14 protein-coding genes are annotated in these 16,669 nt (G+C 54.9%); 8 read left to right on the plus strand and 6 right to left on the minus strand.

Features of this window, described 5'->3' with window-relative positions:
* Window positions 1-117 precede the first annotated feature (117 nt).
* Together ACKC9G_RS07230 and epmB are read right to left on the minus strand one after the other, a co-directional pair.
* Window positions 118-2,124, minus strand: a complete 2,007-nt coding sequence (locus ACKC9G_RS07230) for an EAL domain-containing protein (RefSeq protein ID WP_411404268.1) — start codon at window positions 2,122-2,124, stop codon at window positions 118-120.
* Window positions 2,125-2,224: 100 nt separating this feature from the next.
* Window positions 2,225-3,262, minus strand: a complete 1,038-nt coding sequence (gene epmB / locus ACKC9G_RS07235) for an EF-P beta-lysylation protein EpmB (RefSeq protein WP_411404269.1) — start codon at window positions 3,260-3,262, stop codon at window positions 2,225-2,227.
* Window positions 3,263-3,310: 48 nt separating this feature from the next.
* Between epmB and efp the strand changes: the two genes are divergently transcribed.
* Together efp and epmA are read left to right on the plus strand one after the other, a co-directional pair.
* Window positions 3,311-3,883: an elongation factor P gene (gene efp / locus ACKC9G_RS07240; RefSeq protein WP_411404270.1), complete on the plus strand. Its 573-nt coding sequence runs from the start codon at window positions 3,311-3,313 to the stop codon at window positions 3,881-3,883.
* Window positions 3,884-3,888: 5 nt separating this feature from the next.
* Window positions 3,889-4,863 (plus strand): EF-P lysine aminoacylase EpmA, encoded by a 975-nt coding sequence (gene epmA / locus ACKC9G_RS07245; RefSeq protein WP_411404271.1) that lies wholly within the window; start codon window positions 3,889-3,891, stop codon window positions 4,861-4,863.
* A 79-nt stretch (window positions 4,864-4,942) separates the two neighbouring features.
* On the opposite strand, the gene asd is transcribed toward epmA, so the two are convergent.
* From asd to rsgA, 4 genes are read right to left on the minus strand one after another with little or no spacing between them, the layout of a single operon-like run.
* Window positions 4,943-5,878, minus strand: coding sequence for an archaetidylserine decarboxylase (asd, locus tag ACKC9G_RS07250; RefSeq protein WP_411404272.1), 936 nt, complete (start codon window positions 5,876-5,878; stop codon window positions 4,943-4,945).
* On the minus strand, window positions 5,847-6,707 hold the full coding sequence (locus ACKC9G_RS07255; RefSeq protein WP_411404273.1) for a sulfurtransferase: 861 nt from the start codon (window positions 6,705-6,707) through the stop codon (window positions 5,847-5,849). The genes asd and ACKC9G_RS07255 overlap by 32 nt, the downstream gene beginning before the upstream one ends.
* Window positions 6,708-6,709: 2 nt before the next feature.
* Entirely contained in the window at window positions 6,710-8,293 is a 1,584-nt protein-coding gene (locus tag ACKC9G_RS07260; RefSeq protein ID WP_411404274.1) for an HDOD domain-containing protein, read from the minus strand.
* Window positions 8,293-9,339 (minus strand): small ribosomal subunit biogenesis GTPase RsgA, encoded by a 1,047-nt coding sequence (rsgA, locus tag ACKC9G_RS07265; RefSeq protein ID WP_411404275.1) that lies wholly within the window; start codon window positions 9,337-9,339, stop codon window positions 8,293-8,295. The genes ACKC9G_RS07260 and rsgA overlap by 1 nt, the downstream gene beginning before the upstream one ends.
* A gap of 168 nt (window positions 9,340-9,507) precedes the next feature.
* Here rsgA and orn point away from each other — a divergent pair, with 168 nt between their 5' ends.
* The 6 genes from orn (at window position 9,508) to miaA (ending at window position 16,569) form a co-directional block, all read left to right on the plus strand.
* Window positions 9,508-10,062, plus strand: coding sequence for an oligoribonuclease (orn, locus tag ACKC9G_RS07270; protein ID WP_411404276.1), 555 nt, complete (start codon window positions 9,508-9,510; stop codon window positions 10,060-10,062).
* 10 nt (window positions 10,063-10,072) lie between these two features.
* Window positions 10,073-11,611 carry an NAD(P)H-hydrate dehydratase gene (locus tag ACKC9G_RS07275; RefSeq protein WP_411404277.1) on the plus strand — a complete coding sequence of 513 codons (1,539 nt, stop codon included), beginning with the start codon at window positions 10,073-10,075 and terminating at the stop codon, window positions 11,609-11,611.
* A gap of 68 nt (window positions 11,612-11,679) precedes the next feature.
* The gene (gene tsaE / locus ACKC9G_RS07280) at window positions 11,680-12,162 is read left to right on the plus strand and encodes a tRNA (adenosine(37)-N6)-threonylcarbamoyltransferase complex ATPase subunit type 1 TsaE (protein WP_411404278.1); all 483 of its coding nucleotides are present in this window, start codon (window positions 11,680-11,682) and stop codon (window positions 12,160-12,162) included.
* A 46-nt stretch (window positions 12,163-12,208) separates the two neighbouring features.
* Window positions 12,209-13,648 carry an N-acetylmuramoyl-L-alanine amidase gene (locus ACKC9G_RS07285; RefSeq protein ID WP_411404279.1) on the plus strand — a complete coding sequence of 480 codons (1,440 nt, stop codon included), beginning with the start codon at window positions 12,209-12,211 and terminating at the stop codon, window positions 13,646-13,648.
* 21 nt (window positions 13,649-13,669) lie between these two features.
* Window positions 13,670-15,592 (plus strand): DNA mismatch repair endonuclease MutL, encoded by a 1,923-nt coding sequence (gene mutL, locus ACKC9G_RS07290; RefSeq protein WP_411404280.1) that lies wholly within the window; start codon window positions 13,670-13,672, stop codon window positions 15,590-15,592.
* 35 nt (window positions 15,593-15,627) lie between these two features.
* Window positions 15,628-16,569: a tRNA (adenosine(37)-N6)-dimethylallyltransferase MiaA gene (gene miaA, locus ACKC9G_RS07295; protein ID WP_411404281.1), complete on the plus strand. Its 942-nt coding sequence runs from the start codon at window positions 15,628-15,630 to the stop codon at window positions 16,567-16,569.
* Window positions 16,570-16,669: the final 100 nt, after the last annotated feature.

The raw sequence follows: 16,669 nt of genomic DNA on the forward strand, positions 1-16,669 counted from the left end.
CCACTCCACCAGAGCCACAAAAAAGGGATCCTCAAATGAGGATCCCTTTATGATCAAAAACTATGGGACAGCAGTGGGCCAAGGCCTCCTTTTTTATTCTCATGTTTTCTTTAGCGATTAGTCTTCGCTGGAGAAAACATAGTCCATGTGCTGATGCGGGGGTTGCAGATAGTGGCCCTGAATGTACTTGATGCCCGCCTGCCAAAGTATGCTCAGACAGGCAGCATTCTCGACCATAGGGCCGATGATCGCTTTATGCTCTTTCGCCAGAGGTGAGGTCAGGCGGCTAACACGCGCCAGCGTATCGCTCTGGTTAATATTGCGAATCAGCGGTCCGTGAAGCTTGTAGTAATCGCAATCAAACTGACCTGCCAGTTGCTCACCATGGGTCGTCATACCCAAATGCTTGAGGCAGAGCTTGACGCCATGATCATTCAGCTTTTTGCAGAAGGTCGCTGCATTAAGGCCGGCAGCCCAGACATCCACTTCGGAAATCTGCATTACAATTTCGTGCTGGCTTGGCAGATCTTTCAGCGTGCTTTCCAGCCAATCAAAGAAGGCCGGGTCAGAAATGGCCTGGGCGCTGATGTTCATGAAGACGCGCAGGGGGGATTCCTGAGTCTGTAGCTGTTTGCAAAGGGTTTCGGCAACCCACTGGTCAATAAGCAATGCCTGCCCGGTTTGTTCGGCCTGATTCAGCAATTCAACCGGTGTGACCCACTGGCCCTGATCATCACTCATGCGCAGCAATGCCTCATAGCTGGCATCGCCGGGTGAGAACAGGTTCAGAATAGGCTGGAAGAACAGGGTGAAATGGTTGTGATCCACTGCGCGACGGACAATCTGGCGAACCTGACTGGCTGCCTGTTGACCGCCTGGTGCGGTGCGCTGGGATGAGTAAACCACCAGTGCCTGGCCTTGGCGTTGTGCCTGGGCACAGGCATGAGAGGCCTGATGCAACAGCGTTTCGGCATTCGGCAGCGTACCCTGAATAGTCACAAGGCCCGCGCAGGTCAGAGCGTTGGCATTGTTATTCCCGGGTAATAAAGGGCGTACGCGCTGGAAGAAGGCCTGGCCTTCATTAAGGATGGCCTTGTTTTTCTCGAAGGGCAGCAGGAAACAGAGATGACGGGAATCCGAGCAGCCGACATGCAGCTCGGTAATATCACTCAAGTGCTCTTCGATATAGCTCAGCGCACTTTGGGTTTCCGCTGTAGGCTCATCCAAGTCATCGGTCAGCTGCCAGCCATCCAGACGAACCACCACCAGCGCCCATTGGGTTGACTGATGATCGGCGCGGTATTGAATGTGCTCAACACGATCAAGCAGGGCGCGACGGTCGTAGGAGGCTCGATTGAGAATATCGTCGGCAGCTTCCTCATGGAGCGTCGCCTCACCACTCACCATTCGTACCAGAAAAACATTGTCCGGTGACGGTGAGAGGCATTGCAGCTGAAACTCAAGATTGCCCAGATGCTGATCATCACTGAGCTGCAGAGGAAGAATTTCCCCGGTGCGCCAGTTGGGCAGGTGTTCATGCAGTGTGGTTAAGGCTGAGGGGGAAAACACCTCGGCCAGATCCATATCTTCCAGATGCAGGTCATCGGTGATTTGCCACAGGCGACGATAGCCCTGGTTAGCGTAGGTATGGTGAGGGTAGCGTACCAGCGCCACCGGATTTCTTTCGATATCCAGCATGGCGTGTAGCTGTTCCAGCTCACTTTTACGCTGACGACGCAGACGCATTTGCTGGCGCCAGCTTTGCAACATGTCGGTGAGAAAGCCCAGACTGAGCTGATCATTTGGAGGTAGTAAGTCCTGTAGGCGCAGGCTGCAATCGGTCAGTACATCAGCCGCTTTGGAGGTACTGAGTAGCAATAGGGGCTGGTCTTTCAGCGTGCGACGCTGGCGGCGCAGCCAATCCTCGACTTCGGTCGTGACCTCAGCTGCAGCCAGCAGCAAAATATCGAACTCGCCACAGCTGGGTTCATTCACGAACCCTTCTTCCTGGACAAACAGGCCGAGATTTTCGGCGCGTTGTCTGATGTTATCCAGAACCTGCTGGAATGGCTCATCAAGCGGAGACTGGGTAACTATATGCAAACAATCGCGTTGAAGACTCATGAACTATCCGTTTGTCTTGCCAATAGTTTGATTACGGCATACTAGCATGCCTTCCAGAATGTAACAGCAGGAGATGAGTATCTGCGATACGACCTGTTTACTAGGTGGCAAAAAGCAGGGTTTTGTTCGCACGTTCGGGAATTTCTCTGGCCAGTCTGGGAACCAGATAGCCGGGCAGCCGGGCCTGAAGCGCTGTAAAGAGCGCCACCGCTTCCGTGTCGGGTACATCAAAATGCGCTGCACCCTGTACTGCATCCAGAGTGAAAAGGTAGTACGGCAAAATGCCTGCCTCAAACACTCGTTCCCAAAGGTGTTCCTGAGTTTCCAGACGGTCGTTAATCCCTCGCAACAGAACCGCCTGATTCAGAAGATGAACCCCCGCTTGTCGAAGCTTTTTCATGGCCCCGACAACCTCATCATCAATTTCCTGCGCATGATTGATATGGTTTACCAGAGTTACCGGGCGAGGAAAATCCTCCAAATTCCTAATTAACCTTTCATTGACACGAGAGGGGATCACCAGTGGCAGTCGTGAATGAATGCGCAGTCGGCGCAGATGGGGAATTGCCGCGAGTTCTTCCAGTAACCAGGCAAGGCGCTCATCGGTCATGGTGAGTGGGTCACCGCCACTCAGAATGACTTCCGTAATGCTTGAATCCTGACGGATGTATTCCAGACTTTGCTGCCACTGGGCCTTACCCAGGCGATTGTCCTCATAGGGAAAATGACGCCGGAAACAATAGCGGCAATTAATCGCACAACTGCCATTGGCAATCATCAGGACACGACCATGGTATTTGTGAATGACACCGGGCCGTGGATTGTGTTGCTGCTCCGCAAGCGGATCTGTCGAAAAGCCCGGAACCTGAGCATGTTCAGCGCCAAGAGGTAAAACATGCTTCAACAGCGGGTCGTTAAGATTACCCTTGCGTATACGACGTAAATAGGGCCGGGGGACGCGCAGGGGGAAAAGTGCATGAGCTGACTCCGCTTCTGGAAGCAGGTTTTGAGGCAGCTCAAGTTGCTCTAATAATGTTGCAGGATCGCGGATGATCGCTGCCATTTCCTCCTGCCAGAGCGCTCTGGAGGACGATTGCAGGGATAAATTCTGCACGTTTATTTCGGTTTGAGGTATCATCGGGCCCAATCCCGTCAGGGACGTTGTGAAATTAATAGTGAGACAGCAATGGCGAATTATTCTACCAACGAATTCAAAAACGGTCTTAAAGTCCTGCTCGACGGCGAGCCTTGTGCCTTTCAGGACGTTGAGTTCGTAAAACCCGGTAAAGGCCAGGCCTTCACACGCGTTAAGCTGCGTAACCTGCGAACCGGCCGTATCTGGGAACGTACCTTCAAGAACAACGAGACTATCGAAGCCGCTGATGTTGTCGATACGGATATGGAATATCTGTACGAAGACGGTGAGTTCTGGCACTTCATGAAAACCGATGGTTCATTCGAGCAGTACGCTGCCGACAAGAACGCGGTGGCTGAGGCGGTTAAGTGGATTAAGGCACAGAGCGTTTGTACTGTAACGCTGTTCAATGGTGCTCCGCTGGCGATCATTCCTCCTAACTTTGTTGACCTGCAGGTTGTTGAAACTGACCCAGGCCTGAAAGGTGACACGGCCCAGGGCGGAAGCAAACCTGCCAAACTGGAAACCGGTGCCAGCGTACGCGTTCCTCTCTTCATTAACGAAGGCGAGACTCTGCGTATCGACACCCGCACTGGCGAATACGTCAGCCGCGCTAAAGACTAATTGCCATGTCCTCTTCGGATTGGCAACCCGGCGCTACCATCGCCGGGTTACAACGCCGGGCCGCCCTGTTCAGGGCCGTCCGGCGTTTCTTTGATGAGCGTTCGGTAATGGAGGTCGACACGCCATTGCTGGGCGCTGCGGGTATTACTGATCCTTTCCTGACGCCAATGACGGCCGAGTTTGTGCCGGAAGGGCCAGGCTCTGCCGCGACGCTTTATCTGCAAACCTCTCCGGAATATGCCATGAAGCGTCTGCTGGCGGCAGGCTCCGGGGCTATTTATCAGCTGGGGAAAGTCTTTCGTAATGGTGAAGCGGGACGCAGGCACAATCCTGAGTTCACCATGCTGGAATGGTATCGTCCCGGTTTTAATGATCACCAGCTGATGGATGAGGTTGAAGCCTTGTGGCTGGCCGTGGGGGGGCAGGATCAACCCTCGCGAATCAGCTATCGGGATGCCTTTATAACCCTGGTCGGTATCGATCCGCATCAGGCGAGTATTGATGAACTTCGTGCATTAGCTGCAGCGCATCTTGAGTTTGCTTTTGAGGATGAGCGTCGGGATACCTGGCTTGAGCTGTTAATGAGTCATGTGATTGAGCCTGAGCTTGGCAAGCAAGGGGCTGTTTTTGTCTATGACTTTCCGGCGTCTCAGGCGGCGCTGGCGCAAATTGCAGAAGATGACTTCGGTAACCAGGTTGGGCGACGTTTTGAGCTCTATATTCGCGGTATTGAGCTGTGTAATGGCTATTACGAACTGACTGACGCTGAAGAGCAGCGGCGCCGTTTCGCTGCAGATAATGCGCTTCGTCAGCAGATTGATCGCCCGCAGTTACCCGTTGATGAGAAGCTGCTGGCAGCGATGGCGTCCGGTTTGCCTGCTTGTGCTGGTGTGGCGCTAGGGGTGGATCGACTATTGATGCTGCTGGATGAGCAAACGGATATTGATCAGGTATTGCCGTTCAGTTTTAGACGGCTCTGATGTCAGACTTGGTACTCCAATGAAAAAAAGCCGCTGTCAGAGCGGCTTTTTTATAGTCGTTATATTTATGTACGGCAGCTTATTCGGTCGAGTTGTCTTGGTTGGCGACAGTGCTGGCCTCAGTGCGATCTGCTGGAATTCCCATGGCTTCGCCCATGCGTGTCGCGCGACCGGCATACCAGCCGTCCATCCACTCCACCGCATTTTCTCCAAAGAGCACAATGGCCGTTGACCCCAGCCAGAAGCGACCGAGTTCATCGCCACGATTCAGGGTCACAGGAGCAGGCAGTTCTTTGTAGGAAACGGACTGCGGCCCTTTGGTCACTGGGGCAACCTGGCCTGAGAATACTGTCTCAATACCGGCGACGATCATGGCACCTACCAGAATGACGGCCATTGGGCCGCGCTCGGTATCGAAAAGGCATACCAGGCGTTCATTGCGAGCAAAGAGGTTATCGACGTTGTCAGCGGTGGTCTGGTTCACGGAGAAAAGATCACCGGGAATGTAGACCGTTTCACGCAGCGTGCCGCCCAGAGGCATATGCACGCGATGGTAGTCACGGGGCGACAAGTACACGGTCGCGAAGCTGCCGTTCTTGAACGGTGCGGCTCGCTCCTCACTGCCGCCCAGCAGGGCTGTCAGGCTGTAAGAACGACCCTTGGCCTGCATGATGCGCCCCTGATGAAGTGGGCCCATTTCACTGACTGCGCCATCCGCCGGGCAGAGAATCAGTGACTCATCTTCCGGGAAGGGGCGTGCATCATCACGAAGTGCGCGGGTAAAGAAGGCATTAAAGCTTGGATAAGCGTCCAGGCTGGGCTCGGCAGCTTCATGCATGTTGACCCGATAGTGGCTGGCAAAGCGCTGAATAATAAAGCTTTTCAGCCAGCCAATACGGCTTGCGGCAAACCAGCCAATCAGGCGGGAGAGACCGTGTTGCGGGACAATATGCTGCAAAAAGATAAAGAAAGCGGCCTTCACATTAATCTCCAGAAGCCAGAGGTGCAGATGCATCGGTGGTCCCGTTGTGAGGATGAGGACCTTTAACGACCGGGCTGTCGGGGTGGTTGCCCCATTCGAACCATGAGCCGTCATAGCAATGAATATGGGGATAGCCCAGTGACCGGGCTGCCAGATAGGTCAGGCCTGAGCGGCGGTGAGTCTGGCAGTGGGTAACGATGGTTTTGTCCTGGCTGAGTCCGCGGGACTCCAGCAGCGTTTTCAGTTCTGCCTCTGGCTTGAGACGAGGCAGTTCTTTGCTTTCCAGCAGTTCCGTCCATTCCAGCCAAATAGCGCCGGGAATATGGCCTGCCTGTTTGACGTTCACCGCCTTTTCACCGGTGTATTCTTCAAATGCACGCGCATCCCAGACCGTCAGATGGTCATGCTCTAGCAGCATATCGCGGGTCGTGCGAATCGGTTCATGAAAAGTCGCCGTGAAGAGACTGGACTCACGCCCATTGGGCTTTTGCTCCAGCTCATAACCCGCGGCCTTCCAGGCAGGTAAGTGGCCGTTCAGCACGGAAACCTGTTTATGGCCAAGTAAATGTAGCGTCCACATCAGGCGACCGGCCCACGGGCCCATCTGATCATCATAAGCGACGACCCAAGTATCGGGCGCGAGTCCAAGACTGGAGAGGCGCTCGCTGAGCTGGCTCTCTGTCGGCACGTAGTTGGGCACATCGCCTTCACCGCGTAACAGCCAGGAGGGAGGAAAGTGCACCGCACCAGGAATATGGCCTGCCAGATAGTTGTCTTCACTGGAAAGATCGAGAATCAGCAGCTTGGGCGCATTCAACTGTTGGTGTAGCGCCTCAGCTTCAAGTAGAACGGGTGTGCTCATGGTCATGACCTCGTTTGCTGGCGGGCGCGGTAATAACGGCTCAGTCCACGGCCTGCAGCTTGAATCAACTGACGGTAGGCGTTGTAGTGCAAGGGTCTGACCTCGCCCTGTGCGCCTGCATCGGCGTAGATTACCGCGATGGGTTTCTTGCCGAGAAAAAGAGACATCAGAAAGAACTCTTCTTGGTGGCAAATGCCCTTGAAGTCCAGTGGCAGTAAGGGGTCGACCTTGGCCCGATTACGGCGGGTTACCCACAGGGCACCGGGCTGATCGCACAATTTCTGAAAAATACTGGGGTTGTCCAGTGATACGGCATAGTCATGCCATTCAGCGGGCAGGTCTGAACCGGCACTGAAGCGGGACTGCAGCTGTGAGCCTTGCTGGTTCGCCATCAGAATCAGGCAGCGCGGCAAGCCTACGCCCTTGTGCAGACCATGATTGAGCGTTTGTATGAGTTCGCCGAGCGAGCCGGCATGCTTGTCGGCATTGTTCAGTTGATACAGTTGCTGCTGAAAGTAGGCCTCGTCCAGCAGTTTGCCGGGAAGAATGGCATCGTCTTTCGTGTCGTTGCTGGTGCCATTGCGCGTGACCACCTTGTCTGTGGGCATATGGTAGTCGAGCGGATGATCATCCGGAGCCATCAGTAAGCGTGCCGCAGGGGGAATAATCCCCGGCGTGGAGTATTGCCGGGCTGCGTAGACTGCATTGCGGTGAATGCGGGCGCAGGCCTGGTCCCGGTTAAGTCGAAGAAAGTCGGCGACCAGCAAGGTGATGCGACGAGCTTGCCGGGAGTACCAGCCAAAATGAATGCTGTGAGTGAGCCAGTTGGCGAGTTTGATCGGCATCCAGGGCGCATGCAGCACATGGTTGATTGCCCGTTCCTGATCCAGTGTCAGCTCATCACCCCGGGCTTTTTTGCCCAGCATCACCAGCACGCGTTTATCCGGGTTGATGTCATGGTTCAGGGCGCTGACCACAATTTCAGGTAGCTGCCATTTCACCGCCAGTGCATGGGCCAGTTCTTGTGCCGGGCAACCCAGTACTTCAATTTCTGCCTGAACCTGATCCAGGTGACGGGTATAAATCAGATCATAAATGGCGCTGGCTGCATGGGGCGCGAAACGCCACAGCGACCAGTAAATAAAGCCATAGAGCAGGGCGCCGGCATACAGGTGTCCGACCTGAGCAGGACGGGCCTGCATGACCCAGTCGCGCACCTGAATCGCGGCATGAATGGAGTTGGCAATACTGTAAAGGTACTGGCGATGAGCCACGCTTTTGGTGTTCATCTGCAGCACCGGGACTTCGTCAATCAGCTCGCGAATTTTGACCAGCCCGAGGCTGCTCAGGGCATGATCAAGAGTGCGGATATCCGTATCCTGATTACGATTTAGAAGATTGGCACGACGCAGAATGTGCAGGCTCAGCACCGGATCAGCCTGCAGCGCCGGGGAAAGATCCATCAGCGCTACGTTGGGAATGGACAGGCGCTTACTCAGCATTTGACGGCTGTGGGCCATCACCGGCAAGGGCTTGTCTTGCAAGTAGTCCACCCAGGCATCCAGCCCGAAGGGGGATTCGCTCATTACTCCGTCTCCAGGCGTAGCTGGGCTTCGCTGTCAAGGGATTGCAGAATCTGCTGATAGCTCTGCATGCGCGAAGGGTTAATGTCGCCGTTTTCCAAGGCCTGACGCAAGGCGCAGCCGGGCTCGCGATCATGGCGACAATCGCGAAAGCGACAATGGCCAAGGAAGGGGCGAAACTCGCGGAAACCTTCCAGTAATTCATCCGGGGTCAAATGCCAGAGGGCAAACTCACGAATTCCGGGGGAGTCGATCAGGTCGCCGCCGCTGGGAAAGTGAAACAGTCGCGCGGTCGTTGTGGTGTGAGTCCCCTTGCGCGAGGCCTCAGACAGCGCGCCGACACGCAGATCCACGCCCGGCAGCAGGGCATTGATCAAGGAGGATTTACCAACGCCGGACTGACCTACGAATACGCTGATCTGCTGATCCAGCTCTTGCTGCAGCTCTGCCAGCCCTTCACTGGAGCGGGTGCTGGCTTCGAGCACCTTATAACCAATGCTGGTGTAGCGGTGCTTGAGTCTTTCCAGTGATTCGCTGTTGCTGTCGTTCACCAGGTCTGTCTTGTTAAGCAGGAGGACTGCGCGAATGTTGCTCAGCTCAGCGGCGACCAAATAGCGATCAATAAGGTTGGCGTAGGGGGTGGGCTCAGGTGCAAAGGTAATGACGATCAGGTCAATATTCGCCGCGACGGACTTCAGCTCGCCGTGAGGTGTGGGTCGTTTCAGAACCGAGGCGCGTGGCAGGTTTGCGACGACCACTCCATCGCTATTGCCCGGCCGCCAGATAACCCGGTCTCCTGTGACCAAAGGCTCAAGGTTGGCGCGCAGATAACAGCGAATGATCTTGCCTTTATAGTCACCACTGATGCCTTCAACATCGGTCTGGCGTCCATAATGAGCAACGATGATGCCTTCCTGCTCGTCGCCAAGCTCTCCGGCCGTCAGCTCCGCAGAGAACCGGTCGTCCTTTTTCTGGGCCCGTTCTACGCGCTCTTGCTGAATTTTCTTGATGCGCCAATTTTGGCGGCGGGTAAGATTACGCTTGCTCATCAGGCCTCTGGCCGTTATTCGGTTGAACAGGCATTTTGCCGCAGCCGGTGCACGGTGTCACCTTCAAGGAGCCAACCTTCTGTCCAATACGGCAGTCAAGAAGGTTGCAGGCTGTTACACTAACGCCATTACTTATCAACTGTATGGTAACTGATCAGGAGAAACACCATGTCGCATGAGAAGCGCTGGGTATGGATGGATCTGGAAATGACGGGCTTGAACCCGGAGCAGGACCGTATTCTCGAGCTGGCGGTATTGGTAACCGATCATGATTTGAATGTGATTGCGCAGGGACCGGTCTGGGTGGTTCACCAGTCCGATGATCTGCTCAACACCATGGACGAGTGGTGCACCAAGACTCACGGCGAGTCTGGCCTGACGGACAAGGTTAAAGCCAGTGCGATGGATGAGGCCGGTCTGCAGCGTGCGCTGCTGAACTTCCTGCGTGAGCATGTTGCCGAGGGCACTGCGCCATTGTGCGGTAACTCAATCTGGCAAGATCGCCGTTTCATTGCCCGCTATCTGCCAGAAGTGGATGAGTATCTGCATTACCGTCTGATTGACGTGAGCTCACTGAAGGAGCTGGCACGCGCCTGGCGTCCTGATGTGCTTTCCAGCCTGAAAAAGAAAGGTTCCCACCAGGCCTTGGACGATATTCTTGAGTCCATTGAAGAGCTTCGTCATTACCGTCAGCACTTTCTGAATCTGGATGCTCAAGGCTAGGGCGGATTGCGTGCAGAACCCTCCGATTTCTTCTGATTCCCAGGACTCCGGCTGGTCGTCGAAACTGTTTGAGGCGCAAAGCCTTAAACGACTGGATGAACTGACAGCATCAGAGCGTCACCTCAGCGGTTTTAGTCTGATGCAGGAGGCCGCGACGGCACTGTTGCGGCATGTGCAGCAGCATTGGCCAGGTATGAGCCATCTGAGCATTGTGGCTGGCGCTGGTAATAATGGCGGCGATGGCGTTGCGTTGGCGCGTCTGGCGCTGGAGGCAGGTTTCAGGGTACAGCTTATTCTCAGTGATGAGCCCAATGCCTGGCAGCAAAGTCTCAAAGGCGAAGCGGCTGAAGCCTGGCAATGGTTGCAGTCATCGTCCTTCTCGGCACTGACCATTGGCGGCTTTTCGGAGACGCTGGCAGTGGAAGGCGATCTGCTGATCGATGCATTGCTGGGTATAGGTATTCAGGGAGCGCCGCGAGCGAGTGCTGCCGCCATTATTCGCTGGATGAACTCATCGCAGGTGCCTGTACTGGCTGTTGATGTGCCTTCCGGTGTGAATGCGGATACAGGGCACGTGGTGGGTGAAGCGGTTATTGCTGCACGCACGTTGTCTTTTATTGCCATGAAGCCTGGCCTATTGACCGGAACCGGTGTTGCGCATGCCGGTGTGGTTAGTCTTGCTGATCTTGGCGCTGCGACCATAAACAGTTCGCGCCACGCAGGTGTGAAACCGCAGGGGCGCGTGTTTGCTCCTTTTGCGCCTTATCTTCCCCATCGCTCTGCAGACAGTCATAAAGGCCAGTTTGGTCATGTGCTGGTCGTCGGCGGCAATTTGGGTATGGCGGGTGCCGCATTGCTGAGTGCGCGTGCTGCTCTGAGAAGCGGTGCCGGATTGGTGAGTGTGGTGACGCGTGAAACTCATGTGCCTGCATTTATCACTGCTCAGCCCGAGCTGATGGTCAAAGGTGTCCGCAATGGTTTGGAAGCCATTGATTGGATGACTCGATGTGATGTGATTCTGATTGGTCCTGGGCTTGGGCAGGATGCATGGGCGGAGCAACTTTTACAGCAAGCGCTGGCAGCCAAAAAGCCGCTGGTAATCGATGCTGATGCGCTGACCTTGCTTAAACAGAGAGGCTGGCAGCCTCAGACTCCGTGGGTAATGACGCCTCATCCGGGTGAGGCTGCGCGGCTATTGGATGTTGCCAATCGTGATATTCAGGCGGATCGCCTGTTTCACGCTAAGGCACTGCAGCAGCAGTATCATGCCGTTGTTGTGCTAAAGGGCAAAGGCTCCTGGGTTGTCGATAAGTCCGAATTGCCTCGTCTGGTGACAACCGGCAATCCCGGCATGAGTGCGCCTGGTATGGGGGATGCTCTGGCGGGCGTGATCGCTGCACTGATGGGGCAGGGGTTCTCGGGTTTTGAGGCGGCCTCTTTGGGCGCTTACCTGCACGGTGTCGCAGGCGATGAAGCATCAAAAGGCGGACAGCGCGGAATGGTGACTTCTGATTTGATCGAGCAGTTACGGCCGCTAGTCAACGCCTGACACATCACGTTGTCAGGCAAAAATTGAGTTAACACTTATAAGTCGGATGAGAAGGGTATTCCCTGGCGATGATGTATTTCTGGAATTGTGCTGATGAGCCTAGCATGCTGGCGCTGGCGGCTTCTTTCTCCACGTGTTTGCGTGAGGGTGGCGTTGTCTATCTGCACGGTAATTTGGGGATGGGAAAAACGACCCTGAGCCGTGGCATTATTCAGGCGCTGGGGCATCAGGGAGCCGTTAAGAGCCCAACCTATACGCTGGTAGAGCCTTACGAGCATATTCAGCCGGTCAGTTATCACTTTGATTTGTATCGTCTGGCCGATGCCGAAGAGCTTGAGTTTATGGGGATTCGGGATTATTTCGATGCTCAGCATCTCTGTCTGGTGGAGTGGCCTGAAAAAGGGGCGGGTGTTCTTCCTGCGGCGGATGTGGAAATCTCCCTGACGCGATGGCAGGATGGACGCAACGTGCAAATGGTGGCCAATACGTCACGTGGCCAGCAGATCGTGACCAGTTTGCGCACCCTTAAGCCCGAGTCCGGTGCTGAGTAAGGTGTGAAGTATTTCTTCTTGAGAGGCGGTAGCAGTTTCGCACAGCATGATGACTAGGATTCTACAGCGGCTGATACTTTTGCTGTGTTGTACCTTCTTGAGTGTGAGCGCCTTTGGCGCCACCATCAATGGCGTGCGGCTCTGGCAGGCTCCGGATAATACCCGTCTGGTATTTGATCTGAGTGCGCCTATTCAGTACCAGGCGTTCATGGTTGAAAACCCTGACCGTCTGGTGATCGATGTTGATAACAGTACTTTCAACGCATCTTTGAGCGGCCTCGCCCTGCAAGGCTCTCCTATCAAAGAAATTCGTACCGGTGTGCGTCAGGGCAACAATCTTCGGATTGTGATGGACCTAAGCCAGCGGCTTGGCTTCAAGCACTTTACGTTGGCTCCCAATGCGACCTACGGCAACCGGCTGGTTGTCGACATCCAGACGCCACAAAGTGCCGATAAGGCTATTCCTGTTCCGGCCACCCCTACGCCGGTGAAGTCCTCATCTGATCCTCTGCCCGCAGCACCAACAACACCTGCACCGCAGGCCGTTCAGGCACCGGAGTATCGTAATATCATTATTGCGGTGGATGCAGGTCACGGCGGTGAGGATCCCGGGGCTATCGGCGCAGGTGGTCTGCGAGAGAAAAATGTCGTCTTGGCGATTGCTCGTAAGCTCGAAGCATTACTGGCGCAGGAGCCGGGTTTCACGCCTTATCTGACCCGTCGTGGTGATTACTTTATTGAGCTTCGCAAGCGTACCCTGCTGGCGCGGGATGCCAACGCGGATATGTTTGTCTCCATTCACGCTGATGCCTTTAAAAATACCTCTGCCCGAGGTGCGTCCGTGTGGACGCTGTCCGAGCGTGGAGCGACCAGTGAAATGGGTCGCTGGCTGGCTCAGCAGGAGAACAGTTCTGACCTGATTGGTGGCGTGGGCAATGTCAGTCTTGATGACAAGGATGAGGTGCTGGCGGGCGTTCTGCTGGACCTGTCCATGACCAGCACGCTGAAGATGAGCGACAATCTGGGAAAAGATGTTCTCAAGCATGTGGGCGGTTTTGCCAAATTGCACAAGAATCATGTGGAGCGTGCAGGCTTTGTGGTGCTCAAGTCCCCTGATATTCCTTCGATTCTGGTGGAAACCGGGTTTATCTCCAATCCTACAGAAGCGAATAATCTCAAGAGTTCGCAGTACCAGCAGCGCATGGCTGAGGCGATCTTCCGTGGTATCAAACAGCATTTCTACGAACAGCCCCAGCCAAACACCTGGATTGCCGCCAAAATCAAGAATCCCGGTCTGCCACCGCCCTCTGGCACGGGCACTGGCGCCTCAGCGGGTAATCGCCTGTATCGGGTGATCTCGGGCGATACACTTTCAGCAATCGCTGCAAAAAATGGTATTTCTCTTCGTCGTCTGCTGGATGAAAACCAGCTGACATTGCGTTCGACGATCAAAGTCGGCCAGAAACTGGTAATACCTAACTCCTGATTCCCCGAAATTTGGTACCTCATGTCAGAGTCATTCCGTCGCATTCATAGTCTTAGTCCACGCCTGGCTAACCAGATTGCTGCTGGTGAGGTTGTTGAGCGACCAGCCTCCGTGGTCAAGGAGCTACTGGAAAACAGTCTTGATGCCGGTGCATCCCGTATTGATCTGGATGTAGAGCAGGGTGGCGTCAAAAAGATCCAGATTCGTGATAATGGCGTGGGCATCATGGCAGAGGATCTGCCGCTGGCGCTTAGTCGTCATGCGACGAGCAAGATTCACACGCTGGAGGATCTGGAGGCAGTTGCCAGTCTCGGTTTTCGTGGTGAGGCTCTGGCCTCGGTGAGTTCAGTGTCACGCCTGACTTTAACGTCACGCGCTGAAGGCGCTGAGCATGCCTTTCAGGTTGTCACCGAAGGTCGCGATATGACGCCGGAAGTCTCGCCAGCCGCGCACCCTCAGGGGACGACGGTTGAGATGCGCGATCTTTTCTTTAATACGCCGGCGAGACGCAAATTCCTGCGCACTGAGAAAACCGAGTTTAGTCATCTGGAAGAGGTGGTTCGGCGTCTGGCACTGAGCCGCTTCGATGTCGGCTTTCACCTGCGGCACAATCAAAAGACCGTATTTGCCTTGCCGCCTGCACGAACCGAAATGGAACGGGAGCGGCGTATTGCTCAGTTGCTGGGGAATCAGTTTCTCCAGCAATCGGTGGTGGTGGATATCAACAATAACGCCCTGCGAATTCAAGGGTGGGTCGGTTTGCCGACGTTTTCACGCAGCCAGCAGGATCAGCAGTATTTCTTCGTTAATGGACGCGTGATTCGTGATCGTCTGGTTGCTCACGCGATTCGTCAGGCCTATCAGGATGTGCTTTATAACGGCCGTCATCCGGTGTTTGTGCTCTATCTCTATGTGGATCCGGCCGTGGTTGACGTCAATGTGCACCCGACCAAGCATGAGGTGCGCTTCCGCGATGGGCGTCTGGTGCATGATTTTATCTTCAGCAGTCTCCATCGTGCTCTGGCGGAAGTTCGACCCGATGCTAATGCTGCCACTGATGCGGTTACGCTTGATGCTACCCCTGCGCCGGTGGTGCATGGGCAGGCAGCAGGTGAGTTCGGTGGGCAGGGATACATGCCACTTAATTTGCCTGACTCCCGTCCTACTGGTGCCCAAATCCGTGAGCAGATGGCGGGTTATGCGCGTCTGCATCCTGAACAGGGTGGCGAGGAAGTGTCCGGGGACGCGAGTTATTCGTCAGCCGTTGCGCAAGACTCCTCCTCCGCTTTTGACCCGATTGCTGCCTTCACGGCTTCGTCCTCATCAGGGGGGGTAGCCTTGCCAAAGGTGGATGAGCATCTGCCTCCTTTGGGTTTTGCCATGGCGCAGCTGCACGGTATTTACATCCTTTCGCAAAACCAGCACGGCATGGTGATTGTGGACATGCATGCTGCCCATGAACGTATCGTGTATGAGCGAATGAAAGTGGCCTGGCAAGGTGAGGGGGTGAAATCTCAGCCTTTGCTTGTGCCTGTGTCTCTTGCTGTAAGCGAGCGCGAGGCCGATAGTGCGGAAGAGCAGCAGGAGTTTTTTCAGCGTTTAGGCTTTGGCTTACAGCGAATGGGAACGGAAACACTGGTGGTGCGTGAAGTTCCAGCGCTGCTGCGTCAGGCCGATGTGCCAAAACTGGTTACTGATGTGCTATCTGATCTACTGAATATTGGTCAGAGTAGTCGGGTTGAGGCTCATATTAATGAGTTGCTGGGCACCATGGCCTGTCACGGGTCCGTCCGCGCCAATCGCCAGCTAACGCTGGATGAGATGAATGGTTTGCTACGGGATATGGAGCGAACTGAGCGTAGTGGTCAGTGTAATCATGGTCGCCCGACCTGGACACAGCTTAGTATGAAGGATCTCGATCGCCTCTTTATGCGCGGGCAGTGATACCATAGCCCTTTTGAATCCTGGATCTCCCTTGCATGACTGATTCACGCCTTCCTCCGGCGATATTCCTTATGGGCCCCACTGCCGCGGGGAAAACCGCACTGGCCTTTGAGCTGGCGGAGCGTTTTCCATGTGACATTATCAGTGTCGACTCTGCGCTGATCTATCGTGGCATGGATATCGGCACCGCCAAGCCTACGCCTGAAGAGTTGGCTCGTTTTCCTCATGCCTTAGTGGATATTCTCGATCCGGCGCAAGCCTACTCCGCTGCGGACTTCTGTGCTGATGCGCTGAGATTGATGGCGAAAAGTGTGGCGAATGGACGCGTTCCTCTGCTGGTGGGTGGTACCATGCTTTATTACAACGCCCTTATTAAGGGAATGGCTGACTTGCCAGCGGCGGATGCTGGCTTAAGAGCCCGGATGGAGGCGCAGGCAGAGGCTCAGGGCTGGGAGTCTATTCATCAGCAATTGGCTGAGGTTGACCCGGAGTCTGCAGCACGGATCCGGTCAACGGATCCCCAACGCCTTCAGCGGGCTTTGGAAGTTTATGAACTCACTGGCAAGCCTCTCAGTCAGCATTGGCGAGAGCAGGAGGCTTATTGCTTGCCCTACCAGGTAACTCAAATTGCCATCAGCCCTGCTGAGCGTCATGTGTTGCATGAGCGGATTGCACTTCGCTTTCGGCAGATGCTGGAGATGAACTTTCTGGATGAAGTCCGGGAATTAATGAAGCGGGATGACCTTCACCCCGGCTTACCCTCCATTCGCTGTGTGGGTTATCGTCAGGCCTGGAGTTACTTGCAGGGCGATGGCAGTCACGATGAGTTTGTTGAAAAAGGCATCGCTGCAACACGCCAGTTGGCGAAAAGACAGCTCACCTGGCTGCGCAGTTTCGAGGCTGCAAAGTGGGTTGACAGCTCTGCTGCAACCGCGAAAAGCAATGTCTTGAAATTGCTGGAAGCAGGCCTCACTTAGGTGTATAAGTACTAGTACCCAAAGAGGGTACGCCTTTATTCGTACCCCTTTTTTTTGTTTTTTGGTCAGACTTGGACCACTACTCCACATATTAAGGAGC

The organism is Pokkaliibacter sp. CJK22405 (assembly GCF_046614695.1).
In the GTDB taxonomy this organism is placed as follows: domain Bacteria; phylum Pseudomonadota; class Gammaproteobacteria; order Pseudomonadales; family Balneatricaceae; genus Pokkaliibacter.

What these genes read in the sequence shown, in the direction of transcription:
- ACKC9G_RS07230 (WP_411404268.1), bottom strand. Translation starts at nt 2,124, where the DNA reads ATGAGTCTTCAACGCGATTGTTTGCATATAGTTACCCAGTCTCCGCTT.
- epmB (WP_411404269.1), bottom strand. Translation starts at nt 3,262, where the DNA reads ATGATACCTCAAACCGAAATAAACGTGCAGAATTTATCCCTGCAATCG.
- efp (WP_411404270.1), top strand. Translation starts at nt 3,311, where the DNA reads ATGGCGAATTATTCTACCAACGAATTCAAAAACGGTCTTAAAGTCCTG.
- epmA (WP_411404271.1), top strand. Translation starts at nt 3,889, where the DNA reads ATGTCCTCTTCGGATTGGCAACCCGGCGCTACCATCGCCGGGTTACAA.
- asd (WP_411404272.1), bottom strand. Translation starts at nt 5,878, where the DNA reads ATGCATCTGCACCTCTGGCTTCTGGAGATTAATGTGAAGGCCGCTTTC.
- ACKC9G_RS07255 (WP_411404273.1), bottom strand. Translation starts at nt 6,707, where the DNA reads ATGAGCACACCCGTTCTACTTGAAGCTGAGGCGCTACACCAACAGTTG.
- ACKC9G_RS07260 (WP_411404274.1), bottom strand. Translation starts at nt 8,293, where the DNA reads ATGAGCGAATCCCCCTTCGGGCTGGATGCCTGGGTGGACTACTTGCAA.
- rsgA (WP_411404275.1), bottom strand. Translation starts at nt 9,339, where the DNA reads ATGAGCAAGCGTAATCTTACCCGCCGCCAAAATTGGCGCATCAAGAAA.
- orn (WP_411404276.1), top strand. Translation starts at nt 9,508, where the DNA reads ATGTCGCATGAGAAGCGCTGGGTATGGATGGATCTGGAAATGACGGGC.
- tsaE (WP_411404278.1), top strand. Translation starts at nt 11,680, where the DNA reads ATGATGTATTTCTGGAATTGTGCTGATGAGCCTAGCATGCTGGCGCTG.
- ACKC9G_RS07285 (WP_411404279.1), top strand. Translation starts at nt 12,209, where the DNA reads ATGATGACTAGGATTCTACAGCGGCTGATACTTTTGCTGTGTTGTACC.
- mutL (WP_411404280.1), top strand. Translation starts at nt 13,670, where the DNA reads ATGTCAGAGTCATTCCGTCGCATTCATAGTCTTAGTCCACGCCTGGCT.
- miaA (WP_411404281.1), top strand. Translation starts at nt 15,628, where the DNA reads ATGACTGATTCACGCCTTCCTCCGGCGATATTCCTTATGGGCCCCACT.